This is a genomic window from Stenotrophomonas sp. C9D9 (assembly GCF_056491205.1).
This window is the reverse complement of sequence record NZ_JBSZIF010000004.1, coordinates 1,125,479-1,146,706: the sequence shown is the minus strand read 5'-3', so window position 1 is coordinate 1,146,706 and position 21,228 is coordinate 1,125,479. Positions and strand designations below refer to the sequence as shown.

Sequence of the window (21,228 nt, the reverse complement as noted above, 5' to 3'; positions counted from 1 at the left end):
GCCATGCGGCCACGCCCGCGTGCGCGCGGAGTTTTCCCATGCAAACGTCCTATCCGCTGCGCCAGCAATGGCTCGGCAACATCCGTGGTGATCTGCTGTCCGGCATGGTCGTCGCCTTGGCCTTGATTCCCGAGGCCATCGCCTTCTCGCTCATCGCCGGCGTCGACCCGAAGGTCGGCCTGTACGCCGCGTTCTCCATCGCGGTGGTCACCGCCATTGCCGGTGGCCGCCCCGGCATGATCTCCGCCGCCACCGGCGCGATGGCGCTGGTGATGGTCGACCTGGTCAAGGACCACGGCCTGCAGTACCTGTTCGCCGCCAGCATCCTGGCCGGCCTGCTGCAGGTGCTGGCCGGCGTGTTCAAGCTTGGCTCGCTGATGCGCTTCGTTTCGCGCTCGGTCATCACCGGCTTCGTCAACGCGCTGGCGATCCTGATCTTCCTGGCGCAGATGCCCGAGCTGATTGGCCGCGGTCCCACGGTCTACGTGCTGTGTGCCGCCGCCCTGGCGATCATCTACCTGCTGCCGCGCCTCACCCGCGCCGTGCCGTCACCGCTGGTGGCGATCGTGGTGCTTACAGCCGTGGTGATCGGTTTCGATGTGGACGTGCGCAGTGTTGGCGACATGGGACAGCTGCCCGACAGCCTGCCGCAGTTCCTCATCCCCGATGTGCCGCTCAGCTGGGAGACCCTGCGCATCCTGCTGCCGGTGTCGGCCACGCTGGCCGTGGTTGGCCTGCTCGAATCGATGATGACCCTGCAGATCGTCGAAGACATCACCGAGACGCCCAGCGAGCGCAACCGAGAATGCGTCGGTCAGGGCGTGGCCAACACGGTCACCGGTTTTCTCGGCGGCATGGCCGGCTGCGCGATGATTGGCCAGTCGGTCATCAACGTGACGTCCGGTGGACGTGGCCGGCTGTCCTGCCTGGTGGCCGGCGTGCTGCTGCTGGTGCTGGTGGTGTACGGCAGCGACCTGGTGCGGCAGATCCCGATGGCCGCGCTGGTGGCGGTGATGATCATGGTCAGCATCGGCACCTTCAGCTGGCGCTCGCTGCGCGACCTGCGCACGCACCCGCGCAGCTCTTCGGCCGTGATGCTGCTGACCGTGGTGGTCACCGTGGCCACCCACGACCTGGCCAAGGGCGTGCTCAGTGGCGTGCTGCTGTCGGCGCTGTTCTTCGCGCGCAAGGTTGGCCGCATGCTGGACGTGCAGCGCGAGGATGCCGGAGACACGCAGGCCTACCGTGTACGTGGGCAGGTGTTCTTTGCCTCGGCCGGCCAGCTGGGCGCCGCGTTCGACTACCAGCACGTGGCGTCGAAGGTGCAGATCGACCTGCGTGACGCCCACCTGTGGGACCTCACTGCGGTGGCCGCGCTGGAACGCGCGCAGGAAAAGCTGGCCGCGCATGGGGCGGAGGTGACGGTGGTGGGCCTGAATGCGGCCAGCCTGACGTTGATCGAACAGGTGGGGGGGCGCGGGGGTGGGCATTGAGGTTCCAGCGTCCGCGTCTGAGACGACGTGCACGCATTCTGAATCCAGTCAGGCAGTTGAAACCGGCGCTGTCGTAGCATTGCCCGCGTGATGGGGGTCGATGGACGGCCCCTCCCTGCCGGCACCCGCTGGCGACACGCAAGGGAGAAACAGGTAATGCAGGCAATGGACGCGCTTGGGCGCAACGAACGGGTCGGCGTCGGCCGTGGGTATTGGAAGGTGCTGGCCCTGTGCCTGGCGCTCACCGCATGCCAGGCGCCTTCTTCCCAGGCATCGACCGAAACGGCGGCTCCCGCGTCGATTGCTGCGGCATCGCCGACAGCACCTTCCGGCCCGGCATCGGCAGATTCCCCCCACTACCCGGATGCGTCCTATACCGAGGGTCGCCTGCGCCCAGCCTATGGCTGGTGTGTGGATGGGGTGGAAGATGCCGGCAAGCTGCAGGCCTGCGGCAAGGAAGAACTCGCCTACCAGGAAGCGCGCCTCGAAGCGGCGGCCAGCAAGGCGCTGGCCGGGCTCGACGCCGCTGCCCGGACGGCATTCCAGACCACCCAGGCGAGCTGGCGCAGCGATACAGACCGTTATTGCCGCGATGTCCCCAACGGCAGCGTGCAGCAGCTGCAGGGCGCGCAGGAATGCCGCCTGTACCGTGTCGCCAACCGTGCCGAACAGCTGCTGGCGCAGAGCGCGCCGCCGGATACCTCGTATACCCAGGCAACGCTGCGTCCGGAATACACCCGCTGCGTGCAGGACGCCCGCGGCATGGACGACCAGCTGGAAGCCTGCGATACGGCCGAGCTCGCCCACCACAAGGCGCTGCTGGAAGCACAGGTCGCGCGACTGATGGACGGCCCCGACGGCCCGGCCAAGGACCGCTGGATGGACGAGCAGGCCAACTGGGCTGCAGATACCGAAAAGCGCTGTGCACCTGCCAGCGACCATGTGGGGCCGATGCTGGATGCACAGTCGTGCCGCATCAACCGGTATGCCAACCGCGCCGTCGAGCTGCACACGCGCGTGCTGACGCCCTGATCCACGGTCGCCAGCAGGCAACTGCACCCGGTCATTCCTCCACGGACAAGGAAGTGAGACATGCCAAACAATATTGACACCCGCAACCTGGACGCCACTGCCGGCGCGGTGTTCTTTGCTGTCGGACGCGGTACTGAAGGTGGTGGATCTTCGTACCACCTCAGCATCGCCGGCATCACCAAGCACCTTAACGAGCCGCAATGGGGCACGGTCAGCGCGGTCAGGGACAACAGCGGCTATTCGCTGGGCACCATCCAGGTGGATTTCGGCCAACGTGGCGAGTGGCCGCTGGGCGCGACGCAGGAGCGCAAACTGAAGCCGGGCGAGACAACGTATGTCGATGGGGTCATCGACCAGGCCAGCGCTTACGCCAAGGCACACAACCTGCCCTTCACGCATGATCGCACTGACCTGCGTGCGGATCTGCTCAGCCACGGCAATGGCGAGGGAAAGCGCTCATCCATCCGCTTCATCGATGCACCGACGCGTGACAGCATCAATGCCTGGGCCGGCTCGGCGGAAGGCAAGCAGTGGATCCACACGCACATCGATTACCCACAGGTGCGCAATGCCACGAATATCGCCATGACCATGCTGGACAAGCATGGCAGCGGCATTGCCGAGGACAAGCGCTTCGAGGCCATCGCGTTGATCGCCAAGACCGCCAACCAGCTGCCGGGTCGGCTGGATGGCCTGGAAGCGGTGCTCAAGCGCGGGGGTGACTACCAGGAACTGCGCGACCAAGCCGCTGCCATCCGCCATCGCACCCCTTCCTATGCCGGGCTGACTGCCGCCGACGTCGCTGCCGGGTATGAAGATGCCTATGCGCAGCATTCCGCCGAAATGGATCGCGCGCACCTGAAGGTGGGGCGCCGCGATTTCGCGCCCGCCACCGAAGGCAGCGACCCGGATATCCAGGTCGCGCTGCAACAGGCGCGAGCGCACGGCCACGGTGGCGGTGGTCCGCAGGTGCTGAAGGAGGGCTCAAGCGGCCGCGCGGTGGAAAAGCTGGAACACAACCTGCACACACTGGGCTATGGCGGCGCAGGCGCGCAGGCCATCCATCCCGACCGACAGTTCGATGCCACTACCCGGCAGGCCGTCGAAGCCTTCCAGCGCGATCATGGCCTGACCCCGGTGGATGGCAAGGCCGGTCCGGCAACGCTGGGCGCGATCGATCGCGAGGCACGCGCGCTGCAGGCTGACATGGCGGCGTTGGGGCTCACCGATGCACGGGGCAAAGCGATTACCGCCGATGGTTACCTGGGGGCAGGGAGCCAGCAAGCCCTCAATACCTTCCAGCAGCAGCACCATCTGCCGGCCACCGGCATGGCCGACGCAGGCACGCGCAGTGCGATCCAGGCCGAAGCGGCACAGCACCGCTCTGCAACGCCGACACCGGCCGCACCCGTTGCGCCTGCTGCACCGGCCGCAGCACCTGCACCCGAACGCCACAGCGGGCCAGCCGCAGCCGCTGCACCCGGCGGCGAGCGCATCTCGGTGGTGGAGCCGTTCGGCAACGGCGGCAGCAACCGCATCCTGCGCCACGGCATCAGTGGCGAAGAAGCGTTCCGCGAACTGAAGATCCACCACCCCAACACCAACGCAGCTGCCGTTCGCGCGGGCGATGCCAGCCGGGTCGACCGTAGCGCGGAGATGGTCGAGGGCGAGCTGGAGGCCGTGCGCCGGCGTGGCGACGTCAACAACATCCCGCTGGTGCAGAAGGACCTGATCCTGACCGACCGGTCAGGCGGGCGCAATCTGATGGTTCCCAGTCCGGTCGCCGGCTACGTCAAGCTCAACAACGACGGCACCAACTCCATCAGCATCTACAGCCATCCGGTCGGCGATGCGCGCCGCGAGCTGGTGGGCCAAGTGCTGCACGGCGCGCGCGGATCCATTCCGTACAAGACCGGGGATTTCGTCGAGTACGGTGCGCCGCTGGTGCGGCAGTCGGACGTAGGCTCGCCGGGTGCGGTGCACGCGCACATCGAAGTTGAGCCGGACCAGTACCGTCGCTATCTGGGCGACATCCTCAACGACCGCATCACCCTGGGCGGCAAGGTCCACGCGCAGGGTCCCGAGGCCGCGCAGGCCGCACGCAGTGCGCAGCAGGCGCCGATGGCCGATGGCGTGTTGAAGCAGGGCGAGCGGGGCGATGAGGTCAAGGCCTTGCAGGGCAAGCTGGCGGCGCTGGGTTATGCCGGTGCCGATGGCAAGCCGCTGCACGCCGATGGCGTGTATGGCAAGGACACGCTCGCAGCGGTCAAGCAGTTCCAAGCCAACAACGGCCTGGACGACGATGGCAAGGCAGGCCGCAAGACCCTGGCGCAGGTCGATGCCCCCAACGCGGTGAAGGCCGGTACCGCGCCGGAGGCTCCGGCCCGGGCCGAGCCTGCAGCGCCGGCCAGCATGCGCGACCCCGGGCATGCCGACAACGCGCGCTTCGATCAGGCGCTGGGCAAGCTGCAGGCGCTGGAGCAGCAGCGTGCCCAGGCCGGGCTGAAGCCGCTGTTCGACAACCCGCAGGAGGCCGAGCGTGCAGCCGGCCAGCTGGCCTACGAAAGCAAGGTGTCGGGCATGCGCCAGATCGACCACGTGGTGGCCCGCCCCGACGGCACCGGCCTGTTCGCGGTGCAGGGTGAGCTGGGCGATCCGGCGGCGCAGCGGACCTTCGTCGACCGCCAGCAGGCGGTATCGCACTCGGTCGAGGCCAGCAGCCGGCAGAGCGAGGCGCTGGACAGCCAGTTCGACCAGCGTGCGCAGGAACAGCAGCAGGAACAGGTGCGCAACCGCGGGTTGTAAGCCACGCGGCGCCCCGGGGCCGGTCGACCGGCCCCGGAGCCACCCGCCGCCATTCAGCCGTCCGGTGTAAACTATTGATCTCACTGGCAATGCCAGTCTCCACGATCAACACCCCGATGACGTCCGCCACCGCCCGTTACGCCGATTCCCTGCGCCTGTCTGTCGCCCCCATGATGGACTGGACCGACCGCCATTGCCGCGTGTTCCATCGTGTGCTGGCACCGGGTGTGCGCCTGTACACGGAAATGGTGCATGCCAACGCGGTCATCCACGGTGATCGCGAGCGACTGCTCGGCTTCGACCGCAGCGAGCAGCCGCTGGCGCTGCAGCTGGGGGGCAGCGATCCCGCGCTGCTGGCGCAGGCTGCGCGCGTCGCCGCCGAGTGGGGCTACGACGAGGTCAACCTCAACTGCGGCTGCCCGTCCGACCGTGTGCAGGCCGGGCGCTTCGGCGCCTGCCTGATGCGCGAGCCGGTACTGGTGTCCGAGTGCGTGGCGGCGATGGTCGACGCGGTCGAGATCCCGGTGACGGTGAAGTGCCGCCTGGGCGTGGACGAGGACAACGACTACGACGTGTTCGCCGCCTTCGTCGACCGCCAGGTTGCCGCCGGTGCCGCGATGGTGGTGGTGCATGCGCGCAACGCGTGGCTGAAGGGCCTGTCGCCGAAGGAGAACCGCGAGGTTCCGCCGCTGAAGTACGACTGGGCCTACCGCCTGAAGCAGGAGCGCCCGGCGCTGCCGGTGGTGCTCAACGGTGGCCTGGCCAGCATCGAGGCGGTGCAGGCGCAGGCCGCGCACGTCGATGGCGTGATGCTGGGCCGCGCGGCCTACCACGACCCTTACCTGCTGCATCAGCTGGAGGCGCTGCAGACCGGCGCCCCGCTGCAGGCCCGCGGCGACCTGCTGCGCGCGCTGCGCCCGTATGTGGAAGCGCGCCTGGGCGAAGGCCTGGCGCTGAAGCACATCACCCGTCACCTGCTCGGCCTGTTCCATGGCCAGCCCGGTGGCCGCGCATTCCGCCAGGTGTTGAGCGAGGGCGCACACCGCCCGGGTGCCGATTGGAGCCTGGTCGAGCAGGCACTGGCCGTGACCGAACGCGACGCTGATCGCGTTGCAGCGTGACCGCCGTCACATTCCTGACTTGACAAGGCGCGGCGATTCGTCCCGAATGTTCACATAGCTGAACATCGCGGGGTCGCGGCCGGAAAAGTTCAGACCGGATTCACTGCCCCAAACCAAGAATTTGCAAAGGATTTGTAAAGCGCCGGGCCCGAAACCCGGCATCCGGATTTACGACTTTTGAACGAATCGCCGTGCTCGGCTAGGATCGCATCGATGTCTTCCGCTTCCCTCCATTGCCGCATTGCCCTGGCCACCTGCGTTGTGCTGGCGGCTGCGCCGCTGTCGTCGGCGCTGGCACAGCAGCCGCCGCGCGGTGAGCAGGGGCGTGCGGAGATGATGGAGCGGGGCGAGCGTGGCAACCGTGGCGACGAGCGTTCGCTGTCCGATGCCGTGCGCCGCGTGCAGCGCACCACCGGCGGCCACATCCTCGGTGCCGAGCGCGTGCCGTTCGATGGTCGTGATATCAACCGGGTGAAGTACATGGACGACCGGGGCCGGGTCCGCTACATGGACGACCCTGCCCCGTCGCGTTCACAGCCGCGCACGCCGCGGTCGGATATGTCATCACTACGCGGCGATAACCCCTGAACAGGGATAGTTGTCGCTATCAACCCGTACCCCACAGGCCTCCGGGCCACACCCAGGACACTAGGGAGAGTTCATGCGTATCCTTCTGGTCGAAGACGAAGCCCCGCTGCGTGAGACCCTGGCAGCCCGGCTCAAGCGCGAAGGCTTTGCCGTCGATGCTGCGCAGGACGGCGAGGAAGGCCTCTACATGGGGCGCGAAGTTCCGTTCGATGTCGGCATCATCGACCTCGGCCTGCCCAAGATGTCGGGCATGGAGCTGATCAAGGCCCTGCGTGACGAAGGCAAGAAGTTCCCGGTGCTGATCCTGACCGCGCGTTCGAGCTGGCAGGACAAGGTCGAGGGCCTGAAGCAGGGTGCCGACGATTACCTGGTCAAGCCGTTCCACGTCGAAGAGCTGCTGGCCCGCGTCAACGCGCTGCTGCGCCGCGCTGCAGGCTGGAGCAAGCCGACCCTGGAATGCGGCCCGGTCGCCCTGGACCTCGCCGCCCAGACCGTCAGCGTGGCCGGCAGCAATGTCGACCTGACCAGCTACGAGTACAAGGTGCTGGAGTACCTGATGATGCATGCCGGTGAACTGGTCTCCAAGGCCGACCTCACCGAGCACATCTACCAGCAGGACTTCGACCGCGACTCGAACGTGCTGGAAGTGTTCATCGGCCGCCTGCGCAAGAAGCTGGACCCGGATGGCGAACTGAAGCCGATCGAGACCGTGCGCGGTCGCGGCTACCGTTTCGCGATTCCGCGCAACGAGGGCTGAGCCGGCTCACCCTGGCGATAACACGATGTCCGGCCGTCTGTGGTTCTTCCGACGCTGGCGGCCGCGCTCACTGCAGGCGCGCCAGATGCTCGCCGCGTCCGTGGGCCTGGTCGCGTTCCTGGCCCTGGCCGGTTACGCGCTCGACGCCGCCTTCGCCGATACGGCGAAGGCGAACCTGCGTGAGCGCCTGAAGAACTACGCCACCTCCTACGCGGCCGGCATCGACTTCACCCGCGACCGCTCGCTGTACATCCGCGAGCAACCGCCGGATTCGCGCTTCGACGTGCCGGGCAGTGGCCTGTACCTGCAGGTGGTGATGCCGCACGGCAAGGGCAATTCGATGTCCGCCGAAGGTCCCATGCTGCCCACCGTCGGTGGTGGCCTGCTGGCGCCGCGCCAGGAAGTGTTCGAAGGCCCGCTGCCGATGATCCAGATCGATGGCAGCCAGGGCTCGGTCTACCGCTATGGCCTGGGCCTGGTGTGGGGCGCCGACGCCGATCCCGCCACCGAATTCCCGTACACCATCTACGTGATGGAAGACTCGCGCGCGCTGGGTGCGCAGCTGCGCGTGTTCCGTGGCCGCGTCTGGTTCTACTTGGGCGGCATCGGCCTGATCCTGCTGCTGCTGCAGACCGTCATCCTGCAGTGGAGCCTGCGCCCGCTGCGCCGCGTGATCACCGAGCTGACCAAGGTGCAGCGCGGCGAGACCGAGCGCATGAGCGAGCGCCACCCGCGCGAGCTGGAACCGCTGACCGACAGCATCAACGCCTTCATCGAAAGCGAGCGCGAGAACCTCGAGCGCCAGCGCAACACCCTGGCCGACCTGGCGCACAGCCTGAAGACGCCGATCGCGGTGCTGCGCACGCAGATGGACAGCGGTGCCGGCGACAACGCACTGCGCGAGGAACTGGACGTGCAGCTGCAGCGCATGAACAACCTGGTCTCGTACCAGCTGGCGCGCGCGGCCTCGTCGGGCCACAAGCTGTTCTCCGCGCCGCTGCCGATCGAGTCCAATGCCGAGGAAATCGTGCGTGGCCTGGAAAAGGTCTACGCCTCCAAGGGCGTGCTGTGCGAATTCGATATCGACCCGGCGGCGCGCTTCCACGGCGAACCGGGCGACCTGCAGGAACTGCTCGGCAATCTGCTGGAGAACGCCTTCAAATGGGCCAACCGCCGCGTGCTGTTGACCGCGCAGCCGCTGCCGGCCCCGAACGCACGCCGTGCCGGCCTGCTGCTGGCGGTGGATGACGATGGCCCGGGCATTGCCCCGGACGACATCGGCAAGGTGCTGCAGCGTGGCGTGCGTGGCGACGAGCGCGTGCAGGGCCACGGCATCGGCCTGTCGATCGTGCAGGACCTGATCAAGGATTACCGCGGCGAACTGACCGTGGGCCGTTCGGCCGAACTGGGCGGTGCCCGCTTCGAAGTGCGTCTGCCGCCGGGGCCGTAAGCCGCGCATTCCCGTCCACCGGGCATCGCCTCGCGCAACAACGCGTGGTGTTCCGGTAGTGCCGGCCGCTGGCCGGCAACCTCATGATCTTCGGTGGCAGCGCCAGGTTGCCGGCCAGCAGCCGGCACTACCGCAATTCGATCTTCGGCGGCTCGCCATAGAACCGCCGCAGCTGCGCGGCCACCTCCGGCAACGCCTGCTGCAGCAGATCCGGCGCAGAGAAGTGGTACTCGCTGGCCACCGCGAAGAACTCTTCCGGCGCTTCGGCCGCATACGGATCGATCAGCATTTCCTCGCCCGCATCCACCTGCGTGCAGAAGGCATCGTAGGCGCGCTGGAACGTGGCGGCCCATTCGCGCTGCCATTCGCGCGGCAGCGGCGGGGTGCCGTCCATCGCGCCATCCAGCGCATCCAGCTTGTGCACCATCTCGTGCACCGCCACGCAGTAACCCTCGTGGGGTGCGGCCAGGTCGGCCTGCACGTCGGCCCAGGACAGGATCAACGGACCGCTGTCCCACGACTCGCCGATCAGCTCGTCATCCCACTCGTGCAGCACGCCGGCCGCATCCATGTGGCTGCGGTGCACGCGGAACGCATCGGGGTAGACGATCAGCTGCGACCAGCCTTCCAGCCCCACCTCGCCGAACTCCAGCAGCGGCAGGCAGCACAGTGCCGCCAGCAGCACGCCGTCACCGGCCTGCAGCTGCAGCTCGCCGATCGGGGTAATGGTCTTCTCGTGCAGGAAGCGCGTGGCCAGTACGCGCAGGCGCGCACGGCGTTCGTCGTCCAGTCCGTGCAACCAGGCCGCGCGGCGGCAGGCGTCTTCCCACAGTGCATCGTCGATCGGCCGCGGCGCAGGCCGCAGCCACTGCAGCAACGACTTGATCAGCGGAACATTCCCGGCAGGTAGCTGTGCCACTTCGGCGCACGGATGCGTTGCAGCACGTCATCGTCGCTGCCACCGCCGCCGGTGCTGGTGGCACTGCTGGCGGCCGGGCGTACCGCCGCCGGCTTGGTGGTGGCGGCCGAGGCGGTCGCGGTCGGTGCGCGCTGGGAGGCGGCATCACCGTTGGACGACACACAGGCGCCGCGGCTGTCGTCCAGCGCTGCTGTCGCAGACGCCGCGAAGGGCATCATCAGCAGGATCAGGCAATGGGCATAACGGCGCATTGACGACATCCACGTTAAGGGAAGGTGAGTTCCCGATTCTAGCCCGAACTCGCCGCCCCGTTGGAAGCCCCCGCGGAACCCAGCGTGGCGGGCGTCGCTGGCGGCTTTCCCGCATAATTCCTTCCTGACTTCGTGGAAGCTGCCGTGGACGATCGCCAATTGCTGGCCAAACTCGCTGCCGGTCGCCTGTCCGGCGACGCCCTGGCCCGTGAGCTGGGCCAGACCCGGGCGGCAATTTGGAAGCGCATTCAAGGGCTTAGGGCCGCCGGTGTGGACGTAGAGGGCCGCGCCGGCGAAGGCTATGGCCTGACCCGGGCGGTCGATCTGCTGGACCCGGACGCGATCCGCGCCGGCCTGCCGGCAGGGGTTCTGCCGCTGCTGCACGACCTGCAGGTGGCCTGGACGGTGGATTCGACCAACGCCGAATTGCTGCGTTGCAGCGCGCCCCAGCGCGGGGTCAGCGTCCTGCTGGCCGAACGCCAGACCGGTGGCCGCGGCCGTCGTGGCCGCACCTGGGCCTCGCCGCTGGCCGCGCATATCTACCTGTCGGTGCTGCGCCTGTACTCCGGTGGCCTCGGCCGCCTGGCCGGGCTGAGCCTGGTGGCCGGCATCGCCGTGGCCGAAGCGCTGCACGACCTGGGCTACACCCAGGCGCAGCTGAAGTGGCCCAACGACCTGATCGTCGATGGCAAGCGCAAGCTGGTTGGCCTGCTCGCTGAAGGTGGTGGCGAATACGCCGGCCCGGCGCGCGCGGTGATCGGCATCGGCATCAACACGCACATGCCGCCGTCGTTCGCCGAGCAGATCACCCAGCCGTGGGTGGACCTGGACACGCTGGCCGGCACGCCGGTGGACCGCAACGTGGTCGTTGCGGCCGTGCTGACGCGCCTGCTGCCGGCGCTGGAAGAATTCGATCGCGAAGGCCTCGCTCCGTTCCTGCCGCGCTACGCCGCCTTCGACATGCTGGCCGGCCGCGAAGTACGCGTGGAACTGGATGGGCAGTGGCAGCACGGTACCGCGCTAGGCCTGGCCGATGACGGCGCATTGCGCGTGCGCATCGATGGCCAGGAACGCCTGCTGCACGCCGGCGAAGTCAGCGTGAGGGCAGCATGAGCGATTGGTTGTTCGACCTGGGCAACTCGCGCTTCAAGTTCGCGCCGTTGCAGGGCGACCGCGCCGGTGACGTGCAGGCCTGGGCGCATGGCGCCGAAGGCATGGCCGGGCAACCGCCGCACAGCCTGCCCAGCGGCCGCACCGCGTTCGTGGCCAGCGTGGCCGCACCCTCGCTGACCAGCGCCATGCTGGACCAGCTGCAGCGCCGCTTCGAGCACGTGCATGTCGTGCGCACCAGCGCCGAATGCGCGGGCGTGCGCATTGCCTATGCCAAGCCGGAAAAGTTCGGCGTTGACCGCTTCCTGGCCCTGCTGGCTGCGGCCAAGGCGCAGCGCCCGGTGCTGGTGGTCGGCGTGGGCACCGCACTGACCATTGACCTGCTCGACGCCGATGGCCAGCACCACGGGGGCCGCATTTCCGCATCGCCCACCACCATGCGCGAAGCACTGCACGCGCGTGCGGTGCAGCTGCCGGCGACCGGCGGCGACTACAGCGAATTCGCCAACGACACCGCCGACGCGCTGGCCTCTGGCTGCGACGGCGCGGCCGTGGCGCTGATCGAACGCAGTGCACAGCAGGCGCACACGCTGCTGGGCGTGGCACCGTCGCTGCTGGTGCATGGTGGCGGCGCACCGGCGCTGATGCCGCTGCTGCCCGGCGCCGACTACCACCCCTCGCTGGTGCTGGATGGCCTCGCCCGCTGGGCGGTGCACCAGCCCGCAGGCTAGTATCCGCGCATGCTGACCCGTGCCCTGATCGTCGTACTGGCCATCCTCAATCTTGGCGTCGCCTGCTGGTGGCTGCTGCGCGATGCACCGCAACCGCCCGCGCCGCCGCCGCAACCGGCCGGCGTGGCCGAGCTGCGCTGGGTGCCCAGTGGTGTGGATGCCAATGCCGCAGCCGAAGCGACGGCCGCTGCCCCGACCGCGCCGCTGGTGGAACGCGAACCGGCCGCGAAGACGGCTGTGGCTGCGACGCCCGCGCCGGTGCCGGCCGTGCCGGCCAAGCCGGACATTCCCAAGCCGCAGACGGCTGACGCTGCGGCGGTTGCTGCCGCTGCCAAGCCGGTAGCGCCGCCTGCACCCGTACCGGCACCGGAAAAACCCGTAACCCCGCCCGCAGCCGCCGAGCCGCCGCGCTGCGTCGCACTGGGCCCGTTCGCCGACCGCGCCGCCGCGAGCAGCGCGCAGGGCAAGGCTGGCACGCAGCTCAGCCAGGTGCGCCTGCGCGAACAGCCCGCTGCCAGCGGCAGTGCCCGTTACCGGGTGATGCTGCCGGCCGCCGCCAACCGCGACGAAGCGCAGGCCACCGTGAAGCGCATCGTCGCCGCCGGCCTGAGCGACTACTACATCATCAGCCAGGGCGAGGAGGCCAACGCCGTGGCGCTGGGCCAGTACCGCAACCGCGAAGGCGCAGAGCGGCGCATGGCGGCGGTGCAGGCCGCCGGCTTCCAGCCGCGCCTGGTCGCCAGCGGCGACGCCGGCCAATGGTGGCTGGAAGGGCAGCTGGCGGCGGGCACGCAGCCGGCCCAGGCCCAGCAGCGCAGCGGGGCGGCACAGAGCCGGTCGCTGGAATGCACGCGGTTGCGCTAGAATCCCCGGACCGCGGCGCTGCCGCCGGTGCACCACCCATGCCGCTTTAGCTCAGTTGGTAGAGCAACTGTCTTGTAAACAGTAGGTCATCCGTTCGATTCGGATAAGCGGCACCATCTTCGATCCCTTGGCATCCGCACATGTCCACTGGGAACAATCAACCCGCTGCAATGGCGGGTTTTTTTGTGCGTTGCCGTTCTGGAAAGAATGTGGGTCTGCAGGCGTGTTCAACGCGACCTCGTAAGACTCCTTCTGAGTTGGCTGCAACGCTGGAGCATACGTTCGCCAGATTGCTCATTCATTTGAATGCGGCCATCGGCGAGAAGGGGATAGGTCTCGAGACGGACACGATAGGCTGCTTGCGAAGACAGCTGCACTGCAGCTTCGTCCGTACCGATGGCGGCTCCAGGCAGCGAATCCTCTCGAACAACGCCATTTACCTGAAGCTGTGCGCAGAGTCCGGCGTAGTAGGCGATGCGTTCATCAAGCGCCTGAGGGTGCCTTGTAGCATGACCTAGCGCATGGAATGTCTCGTGTGCGACCAGATCGACAAGGTTTGCAACTGTCCGTCCGCGGTCGTCATGTATCGAAGCCGCAAGTGCCAATGTCTTCCCACCCGAGAACGATCCCAAAGCACGCGACTGTATCGTCGCGGCGGTATCCGTTGGCGCGAGAAGAATCCGGTATCTGTTAGCCTTTGCTTCTATCCATGATTCGGAGAACTTCGCTGCTGCATCAATGCGCGTACAGGTATCGGCAACGTCAACCTGTGATCCTGCAGCCATCAAGAGCAGGATTTCGTGCTGGGTGTTGGTGCAGTGAAACGATTCCAGAGCGGGCAGGTCCTTGCGCCCTGGAACAATGGAGAGAGACCGGAAGTAGCGGAATGGCCCGAGAGGCGTGGACACCAGCTCGGTGTAGCCATCCGGAGGGATGCCTTGTGGCAATCCAATTGTTGTGGCGCAGCCTGCCAGGATGGAGGCGGCGAATGCGGCGAGTACGACTCCTTTCATCGCTTCTCCCAAAGGTGCGGGTGCTCAAGGTGCACCCGCATCTCCTGTTGTTTACTACATCTCCATGCACAAGTGCGGCGACGGGTGGTTGACGCAATCCCGTCCTTCGAACTCCAAGTAGTAGCTCGCCTTGGTAATGCCTTCCTGTTTGGCTTGCCCAGCGATAACCTGCGGACCATTTCCGTATGCCGAATGGAAGGGGAGTAGGTCGTAGCTCAAGGCATCGCCATTACCCACATTTGCGTATACCCAGGCATTCACCGCGTTAGGGTCCGCAACTCGGATCACAGTGCCTGTCCTGATCCATGAAAACGTCTGGGACGCGCTGATTACGCCGGTAGCGACGTTCTTTACCCGGAGTACCGCATTGCCCGTGGCAGGATACGGTATGGTTGATCCGGATGTATCCAGCTCAAACGTCGCGGCATCTGGGAGTGCGCTGAGCGAAGACAGCAGGGAGTTGTAAATGCCCTTCTTCCCACCGCCGTCCCCTTCCCAGATAACTTCCATGCCCGCCTTGCACTCTCCGCCACCCGCTTGTTTTCCGCTGCACTCGCCATAAGCCCGAACACTCTTCAGATTGCAACCTGTGAAAAGGAGTGCGCTTCCCAATGCGATAGTGGAGGCGGCCAATATGCTCTTGGAATTCATTCTCATGCTAGATCTCTCCTTGGTCTAGAAGGATGCGTGGTGCACCGTGGTTTCGAAGCCACGCGGAGCAGTTGACATGAGATCGACAGGGGTAGATGTGACTTCGGTCTTGGTATTGAGTATCCCTCGGCGTCGTCGAGTATCACCCTCGGTAATGAGTCGCGCGTGTGCGAGTGCAAGGAAACACTCCACAACGAAGTAGAATTCAGGCATTTGTGCAGATCTTCTCGCCAACTACCTCGTACCCACCTGCAACGCCACATACTCCGCCAGCCCCCGGCAGGCCAGCATCAGCCCTTCGCGCGTGCCGTCGCCGATGTCGTCCTTCTCTTCCCCGTCCACGCGCACGCGCTCGGTGGCGTGGTACAGCTCCAACAGCGACACCAAACCCACCGCGGCGCGGTCCCTGCGTGCGGCTGCCACGGCATGGCCGGGTGTGCTGGCCGGCCCTTGCCACGGCTGTCCGTCGGCGGCATCACCGGCGCGGATGCGCTGCAGGCAGCCGGGAAGATTGATCGGCGCGGGTGCCTCGTTCGCAGCGGCAAAAGCGGCTTCCAACGGCTGCGCCAGTTCGGGCGGCAGGCGCAGGGCGGCCTCGCCCAGGGTGGCGGTCAGGTACGGGTGGTGGGTTCTGGACATGCGGGCATCCTCGTCAGGAACAGAGGTGCCGCCACGGTAGGGTGGCGGGCGATGCGTGGCTTCCAAGACCGGGTCAACGAATCGGCGGGCACGAGGCCCCCACGCACCGCCCGCCGTCGATCGGCGAACGGATTGCCAGCCGGCGCCGCCCCTGAAAGGACGACGCCGGCTGGCAAGCGTATACATCGTTGACTACACGGGCTTGGAAGTCCCGGCCACCTGTGCAGGTGGCGATTCATCATGCGCACGCGAAATCACCGCCTGCCAGTCGTTTGTTTCGATGGCATCGGGTGATCTGAGAGAAAGAATGAATTATCGCGTTTGGCCTGTTTCGAGCAGTGCAATGCCAGAAGCGACATATCGCGCAGTGCCGTCATCATCGATGAATCCTGCTGTTCCACCGCTGCCGCGCGGCAGCGATGGCCCAAGAAGTAAAGCTGGCTTAACTGCCCTGGCGGCGTTGCAAGAACACCCTACCAGATGTGAATCCCAACGCGTTCCGTCCGGCTCTTGAGCGTCTTCATGGACAGCCAGCAAGGCCCTGCCGCGCGCAACAACGTCCACATACGGCGCCTGACGCCGGTTTGCCGAGATTCCGCGGCAGCGTGTCTGAGGCGGGGCAGGGCAGCGAGCAGTTACTGCTGGTTTACCGGGTCATTGCCCTTCTTGTAGGTGTACCCGGTGACGTCCCAGCCGCCGCCATGGCCGGAGGAGGGTTCCACCCAGGTGAACTCCCATGTCTGCAGGGAGCCATCGGGAAGCAGGTTTTCCACCCGGTAGATCTCACCGGGAATGCCCTGCTCCGGTAGCTTGCCGGGAATCGATCCGTCCGAGCGTGCAGACGCGCCCCCGACGGAGAACGCCCGCCGTTCCACGTGTACGTTGCCGTAGCCCTGCGGGGCGAACGTCGGCTTTACACGCTGCGCCACCCAGTCGAGCACTTGGCGTGCGCCTTGCGTGTGCATTGCAAACGCATCGGAGGTCACCGTATGCGTGATGCGCTGGGAAGACGCACGGGCATCTGGCGCAACCAGTCCGCCCAGGGCAATCGCCAATACTGCACATCCAGTAAGTGCATGTTTCATGCGCGTCGTTCTCCTTTGTTGGGGAATTGAAGAGGCACCGTTGGGGTGCCGGCGCAGTGTGGAGACAATGGCCGCCGTGGATAAGAGGCGATACCGACCTGGCTGTGAGGTCGGTCAAGAAAGGTCGGTTTCCTTACGGACCAGCGCTGGGATGTCTGACCAGGAACGCCAGCGTGACCCCGGTGTTCTGGATCACCGCCTGCTGCACCGCCGCGAGTGGTGTCACACAGCTCTGGCTAGACTGTGCTTCTTTTCCCCACCGCAGGAGGCACCCATGGCCCATCCCATTTCCGTATCCCTGATTGGCGTTCCCACCGATGTCGGTGCGGGCCATCGCGGTGCACGGCTGGGGCCGGAAGCACTGCGCGTGGCGGGCCTGCCGGAGGCGCTGGAGGCGCGCGGCGTGGACGTGCGCGACCTGGGCAACCTGGATGGCCCGCGCAACCCGTGGACCGCGCCGGTGGAAGGCTACCGCCATCTGGATGAGGTGGTGGCGTGGAACCACGCACTGATGGAAGCCAGCTACGCCGAACTGCAGGCCGGGCGCATGCCGATCATGCTCGGCGGCGACCACTGCCTGGGCATCGGTTCGATCACCGCTGTCGCGCGCTGGTGCCGCGAGCAGGGCAAGACCCTGCGCGTGCTGTGGCTGGATGCGCATTCGGACTTCAACACCAGCGATGTGACCCCGTCGGGCAACATCCACGGCATGCCGGTGGCGTGCCTGTGTGGCCTCGGCCCGGACGCGCTGACCCGCCTGGGCGGCACGTCGCCGGCGATCACCCCGGCGCAGATGCACCAGATCGGCATCCGCTCGGTGGACCCGGAAGAGAAGCGCCTGATCAAGACCCACAAGGTCGATGTGTACGACATGCGCTACATCGACGAGAACGGCATGAAGCGCGCGGTTGAAGCGGCGCTGGCCGGCATCGACGAGAACACCCACCTGCATGTCAGCTTCGATGTGGACTTCCTCGACCCGAGCATCGCGCCGGGCGTGGGCACCACCGTGCCGGGCGGGGTGAACTACCGCGAGGCGCAGCTGGTGATGGAGATGATTGCCGACACCGGGCGCATGGGTTCGCTGGATATCGTCGAGCTCAACCCCTTGCTGGACAAGCAGAATGCCACCGCCGAACTGGCCGTGGACCTGGTGGAAAGCCTGTTTGGCAAGTCCACGCTGATGCGCGACTGAGCGCCCCTGCTGAACGGAATCTCGAACCGTTCACACCCGCTCCACGCCCCTGCCGCCAGATTGCACTTCACGCGGCGGCAGTGGGCATTGGTGCCCTCCCGCCGAGCGAAAGAATCCCATCCGCGAATGAAGCGGTATAGCGGCGAACCCAAGGAGAAGCCCATGAAGCGCGTAGTTGCCCTGATGCTGTTGTCGATGTTCTCGGTGGCCCTGCTGGCCGGTTGCAACACCATTGCCGGCGCCGGCAAGGACGTGCAGAAGGCGGGCGAAAAGGTTGAAGACACCGCCAAGGGCCGTTGAGCCCCGCACGCAACTGAAAGAGAAAAGGCCGGGGACATCCCCGGCCTTTTTTTGTGCGTGCGTTTCGCTGCGTCTGTCGAAGCGGAGTGAACCATTCAAGCACGTGAGCATGTATTTCATTGCCGGTTGACCGGCACTCAACAGCCGCTGCGCGAAGCTGGAGCCACGGTAAGAACGCCGTTGCAACCAAGGACTCCCAGCAATGAACAAAGACATCATTTCCGGCAAGTGGTCGCAGCTGAAGGGCAAGGCCCAGGCCAAGTGGGGCGATCTGACCAACGACGACTTCGATGTGGCCGAAGGCAATGCCGAATACCTGGCCGGCCGCCTGCAGGAACGTTATGGCTGGGCCAAGGACCGCGCGGAGAAGGAAGTACGTGAGTTCCAGGACGCGGTGAGCAAGGACTACCCGGACTACAAGTAAGCGCTTCGGTTTCCCCCACAGCACGACGCCCGCACCGAGAGGTTGCGGGCGTTGTGTTGTCTGGGCGGGGTGATCAGCGCGCCGGCGGGTCCGGCACGTAGCGGTTCGGGAAGGCCTGCGGCTCGCGCGGCAGGCGCGAGGGCGAATCCACCAGGATGCCGCGCGCACGCAGGTTGCGGGCGCTGTCGTAACGCAGCTGCAGGACCTGTGCGGGGCTGCGGCTGGCGCGTTCGAAGTCGGTGTCGCGCACCGAGGACTGCTCGCGTGCGCCATGGCCGGTACCCAGCGCCGGCGCCTGCGACTTGCTGGCGTAGCCCTCGATGCGGCTGGCGCTGGCATCGGCCGCCGCTTCCGCCGCCGGTGCCGGGGCCGGCAGCGGCGGGCCACGGCGCAGGATCGGCTCGGGCCGCCAGCGGCGCGCTTCCTCGAACACGGCCACGCCCACCACACCGATGTTGTCCGGGCGGCCGGTGCGGCTGGCATAGCTGCCGCTGGGGCTGCTGAACACGAACTGCGCTACTTCGTCCTGGCTCTTGCGCCAGCCGGTGATGTCGGCGCGCTGGCCGGGATTGAGCACATAGCCGGTCTGCGAGGGATCGGCATCTTCGCCGGAGATGGCGTTGACGCCGTCCACCGACAGCACCACCAGCACCCGGCGCGGGCTGTCGTTGTACAGGCGCACGGCATAGCGGTGGCCGCGCTCGCCGGCCACCCAGCGCTGGCCTTCGGCCGGGTAGCTGCGCAGTTCGGTACCGCGGTCGCGGTCGACCAGGGCCATGCGCACGGGGCCGCCCTCGTACACCGGCGGCGGCATCGGGGCCGGGCGGAAGCCGGCCAGGGGCAGGATCAGCAGCAGGGGCAGCAGGCGTTTCATCGGGCGTCTCCAGCGGGGTTGCGTGAATGAACGCGCCGCAGGCCCTGACGGGGTTGGTGGCGTGCAAGGTAAACTGGCCCCGTTCATCGAAGGTTACCCCACGCAGTCATGACGACCCGAGTCCTTACCGGCATCACCCCCTCCGGCACGCCCCACCTGGGCAACTACGTTGGCGCCATCCGTCCGGCCATTGCGGCCAGCCGCGCGCCGGGCATCGAGAGCTTCTTCTTCCTGGCCGACCTGCACAGCCTGATCAAGTCCCAGGACCCGCAGCGCACCCAGCGCGCGACCCTGGAGATCGCGGCCAGCTGGCTGGCCTGCGGCCTGGACCCGGAACACGTGTGGTTCTACCGCCAGAGCGACATCCGCGAAACCACCGAGCTGATGTGGTTCCTGACCGCCATCGCCAGCAAGGGCATCCTCAACCGCGCGCACGCCTACAAGGCGGCGGTGGACAAGAACCGCGAGGAAGGCGTGGACGAGGACGCAGGCGTCAGCGCCGGCCTGTTCATGTACCCGGTGCTGATGGCCGCCGACATCCTGATCTTCAAGGCCAACCAGGTACCGGTGGGCCGTGACCAGATCCAGCACATCGAGATGGCGCGCGATTTCGCCCAGCGCTTCAACCACGTGTACGGCAAGGAGTACTTCCCGCTGCCGGACGTGGTGATCGACGAGCAGGTGGCGACGCTGGCGGGCCTGGATGGCCGCAAGATGAGCAAGAGCTACCACAACACCATTCCGCTGTTCGTGCCGCGCGAGGAGCTGAAGAAGCTGGTGTTCTCGATCCTGACCGACTCGCGCGCACCGGGCGAGCCGAAGGACACCGAGGGCTCGGCACTGTTCCAGATGTACCAGGCGTTCGCCACGCCGGAACAGACCGCGGAATTCGCCAAGGCGTTCGCCGCCGGCATCAGCTGGGGCGATGCCAAGCAGCAGCTGTTCGAGCGCATCGACAGCGAGCTGTCGCCGTTGCGCGAGCGCTACAACGCGCTGATGGCCGAGCCGGAGAAGATCGAAGCGCTGCTCAAGCGCCGTGGCCAGCAGCTGCGCGAGCAGCTGGCGGCACCGCTGCTGGACGAGCTGCGCCATGCGGTGGGCCTGCGTGACCTGTCCACTGCGGGCGACATCGCCAGCGAGGACGCCGGCGTGGCCCGCGTGGCACCGCCGCTGTTCAAGCAGTACCGCGAAAAGGATGGCCGCTTCTACTTCAAGCTGACCGCCGGTGACGGCACGCTGCTGATCCAGAGCGAAGGCTTCGATTCGCCGCGCGATGCGGGCCAGCTGATCGCGGTGATCAAGCAGGCCGAGCAGGGTGACCAGCTGCAGAGCGAGCTGTTCAAGCTGGACGCCGAGGTGGACGCCGTGCTGGCCGCCCTGGCCGTGCTGCGCGCCGGAGTAAGGTAGTGCCGGCCGCTGGCCGGCATTTGCATAGGAAACGCCGGCCAGCGGCCGGCACTACCACGGCATTTGCATAGGGAATGCCGGCCAGCGGCCGGCACTACCACGGCATTTGCATAGGGAATGCCGGCCAGCGGCCGGCACGACCGCGGCACAGCGCCCATGGCATGATGTCTGCGCGCCTCCGGCGCGATGACATGGAGTCTGCGATGGCCTGGTTGTCGCTGCTGCTGTTCCTGCCCTGGTTCCTGCTGCTGGGCAGCCTGTACTGGCTGTTCCCGCGCCAGCCGCGCACCGCGCGGCGGCGCCTGTTCGATGGCTCCACCCTGGTATTGGCGTTCGCGCTGAGCATCGTGTCGATGCTGTGGGGCTACCGCATCGGTGTGGTGCAGCCTGGCGCCGGCCCGATCTGGCCGCAGGTGCTGGCGGTGCTGTACGCCTACGGCGCGTTCCTGGCGGTGCTGGTGCTGGCGTTGCTGCTGCGGCCGCGGTTCGCATTGCGCTCCGGCTGATCGGTAGCGCCGG

General features: G+C 66.9%; 22 protein-coding genes and 1 tRNA gene. 16 read left to right on the top strand and 7 right to left on the bottom strand.

Annotated features, from left to right (window positions below):
- Positions 1-38 precede the first annotated feature (38 nt).
- The 7 genes from ACXI0D_RS10755 (at position 39) to ACXI0D_RS10725 (ending at position 9,246) form a co-directional block, all read left to right on the top strand.
- On the top strand, positions 39-1,493 hold the full coding sequence (locus ACXI0D_RS10755; RefSeq protein ID WP_101764757.1) for a SulP family inorganic anion transporter: 1,455 nt from the start codon (positions 39-41) through the stop codon (positions 1,491-1,493).
- Positions 1,494-1,658: 165 nt separating this feature from the next.
- Positions 1,659-2,525 (top strand): lysozyme inhibitor LprI family protein, encoded by an 867-nt coding sequence (locus tag ACXI0D_RS10750; RefSeq protein WP_479642566.1) that lies wholly within the window; start codon positions 1,659-1,661, stop codon positions 2,523-2,525.
- Between the two features lie 60 nt (positions 2,526-2,585).
- On the top strand, positions 2,586-5,330 hold the full coding sequence (locus ACXI0D_RS10745) for a peptidoglycan-binding protein (RefSeq protein ID WP_479642565.1): 2,745 nt from the start codon (positions 2,586-2,588) through the stop codon (positions 5,328-5,330).
- Between the two features lie 89 nt (positions 5,331-5,419).
- Entirely contained in the window at positions 5,420-6,451 is a 1,032-nt protein-coding gene (dusA, locus tag ACXI0D_RS10740; protein ID WP_197621990.1) for a tRNA dihydrouridine(20/20a) synthase DusA, read from the top strand.
- A 213-nt stretch (positions 6,452-6,664) separates the two neighbouring features.
- On the top strand, positions 6,665-7,039 hold the full coding sequence (locus ACXI0D_RS10735; protein ID WP_014035643.1) for a hypothetical protein: 375 nt from the start codon (positions 6,665-6,667) through the stop codon (positions 7,037-7,039).
- Positions 7,040-7,112: 73 nt separating this feature from the next.
- Complete coding sequence (locus tag ACXI0D_RS10730; protein ID WP_004136763.1) at positions 7,113-7,796, top strand: response regulator transcription factor; 684 nt, start codon at positions 7,113-7,115, stop codon at positions 7,794-7,796.
- Positions 7,797-7,821: 25 nt separating this feature from the next.
- Positions 7,822-9,246, top strand: coding sequence for an ATP-binding protein (locus ACXI0D_RS10725; RefSeq protein ID WP_014035644.1), 1,425 nt, complete (start codon positions 7,822-7,824; stop codon positions 9,244-9,246).
- 127 nt (positions 9,247-9,373) lie between these two features.
- On the opposite strand, the gene ACXI0D_RS10720 is transcribed toward ACXI0D_RS10725, so the two are convergent.
- Both ACXI0D_RS10720 and ACXI0D_RS10715 read right to left on the bottom strand, forming a co-directional pair.
- Complete coding sequence (locus ACXI0D_RS10720; protein WP_182474432.1) at positions 9,374-10,165, bottom strand: M90 family metallopeptidase; 792 nt, start codon at positions 10,163-10,165, stop codon at positions 9,374-9,376.
- Positions 10,132-10,416 (bottom strand): hypothetical protein, encoded by a 285-nt coding sequence (locus ACXI0D_RS10715; protein ID WP_014035646.1) that lies wholly within the window; start codon positions 10,414-10,416, stop codon positions 10,132-10,134. Before ACXI0D_RS10715 ends, ACXI0D_RS10720 begins: the two co-directional genes overlap by 34 nt.
- Before the next feature lie 144 nt (positions 10,417-10,560).
- Between ACXI0D_RS10715 and birA the strand changes: the two genes are divergently transcribed.
- The 4 genes from birA (at position 10,561) to ACXI0D_RS10695 (ending at position 13,237) form a co-directional block, all read left to right on the top strand.
- Entirely contained in the window at positions 10,561-11,529 is a 969-nt protein-coding gene (birA, locus tag ACXI0D_RS10710; RefSeq protein WP_049447244.1) for a bifunctional biotin--[acetyl-CoA-carboxylase] ligase/biotin operon repressor BirA, read from the top strand.
- A complete protein-coding gene (locus ACXI0D_RS10705; protein ID WP_049435511.1) occupies positions 11,526-12,257 on the top strand; it encodes a type III pantothenate kinase in 732 nt (243 codons plus the stop codon). The genes birA and ACXI0D_RS10705 overlap by 4 nt, the downstream gene beginning before the upstream one ends.
- A gap of 9 nt (positions 12,258-12,266) precedes the next feature.
- Positions 12,267-13,121: an SPOR domain-containing protein gene (locus tag ACXI0D_RS10700; protein WP_119007301.1), complete on the top strand. Its 855-nt coding sequence runs from the start codon at positions 12,267-12,269 to the stop codon at positions 13,119-13,121.
- Positions 13,122-13,161: 40 nt separating this feature from the next.
- A tRNA-Thr gene (locus ACXI0D_RS10695) sits at positions 13,162-13,237 on the top strand.
- A 111-nt stretch (positions 13,238-13,348) separates the two neighbouring features.
- Here the strand turns inward: ACXI0D_RS10695 and ACXI0D_RS10690 are convergent.
- From ACXI0D_RS10690 to ACXI0D_RS10675, 4 genes are all read right to left on the bottom strand, one after another.
- On the bottom strand, positions 13,349-14,134 hold the full coding sequence (locus ACXI0D_RS10690; RefSeq protein WP_147416461.1) for a hypothetical protein: 786 nt from the start codon (positions 14,132-14,134) through the stop codon (positions 13,349-13,351).
- Positions 14,135-14,188: 54 nt separating this feature from the next.
- A complete protein-coding gene (locus tag ACXI0D_RS10685; RefSeq protein ID WP_147416459.1) occupies positions 14,189-14,791 on the bottom strand; it encodes a hypothetical protein in 603 nt (200 codons plus the stop codon).
- A gap of 228 nt (positions 14,792-15,019) precedes the next feature.
- The gene (locus tag ACXI0D_RS10680; protein WP_049447207.1) at positions 15,020-15,424 is read right to left on the bottom strand and encodes a hypothetical protein; all 405 of its coding nucleotides are present in this window, start codon (positions 15,422-15,424) and stop codon (positions 15,020-15,022) included.
- Positions 15,425-16,059: 635 nt separating this feature from the next.
- On the bottom strand, positions 16,060-16,479 hold the full coding sequence (locus ACXI0D_RS10675) for a hypothetical protein (protein WP_233490824.1): 420 nt from the start codon (positions 16,477-16,479) through the stop codon (positions 16,060-16,062).
- 304 nt (positions 16,480-16,783) lie between these two features.
- On the opposite strand from ACXI0D_RS10675, the gene rocF reads away from it, so the two are divergent.
- The 3 genes from rocF to ACXI0D_RS10660 all read left to right on the top strand — a co-directional run bounded on the left by rocF (position 16,784) and on the right by ACXI0D_RS10660 (position 18,428).
- Positions 16,784-17,704, top strand: a complete 921-nt coding sequence (gene rocF, locus ACXI0D_RS10670) for an arginase (protein WP_004153767.1) — start codon at positions 16,784-16,786, stop codon at positions 17,702-17,704.
- A 162-nt stretch (positions 17,705-17,866) separates the two neighbouring features.
- Positions 17,867-18,004, top strand: a complete 138-nt coding sequence (locus ACXI0D_RS10665) for an entericidin A/B family lipoprotein (RefSeq protein WP_008266021.1) — start codon at positions 17,867-17,869, stop codon at positions 18,002-18,004.
- Positions 18,005-18,206: 202 nt separating this feature from the next.
- On the top strand, positions 18,207-18,428 hold the full coding sequence (locus ACXI0D_RS10660) for a CsbD family protein (protein WP_004153772.1): 222 nt from the start codon (positions 18,207-18,209) through the stop codon (positions 18,426-18,428).
- A 73-nt stretch (positions 18,429-18,501) separates the two neighbouring features.
- On the opposite strand, the gene ACXI0D_RS10655 is transcribed toward ACXI0D_RS10660, so the two are convergent.
- Entirely contained in the window at positions 18,502-19,302 is an 801-nt protein-coding gene (locus ACXI0D_RS10655; protein ID WP_049447202.1) for a hypothetical protein, read from the bottom strand.
- A 108-nt stretch (positions 19,303-19,410) separates the two neighbouring features.
- Between ACXI0D_RS10655 and ACXI0D_RS10650 the strand changes: the two genes are divergently transcribed.
- Together ACXI0D_RS10650 and ACXI0D_RS10645 are read left to right on the top strand one after the other, a co-directional pair.
- A complete protein-coding gene (locus ACXI0D_RS10650; protein ID WP_479642564.1) occupies positions 19,411-20,709 on the top strand; it encodes a tryptophan--tRNA ligase in 1,299 nt (432 codons plus the stop codon).
- A gap of 203 nt (positions 20,710-20,912) precedes the next feature.
- Complete coding sequence (locus ACXI0D_RS10645) at positions 20,913-21,215, top strand: hypothetical protein (RefSeq protein WP_119007299.1); 303 nt, start codon at positions 20,913-20,915, stop codon at positions 21,213-21,215.
- Positions 21,216-21,228: the final 13 nt, after the last annotated feature.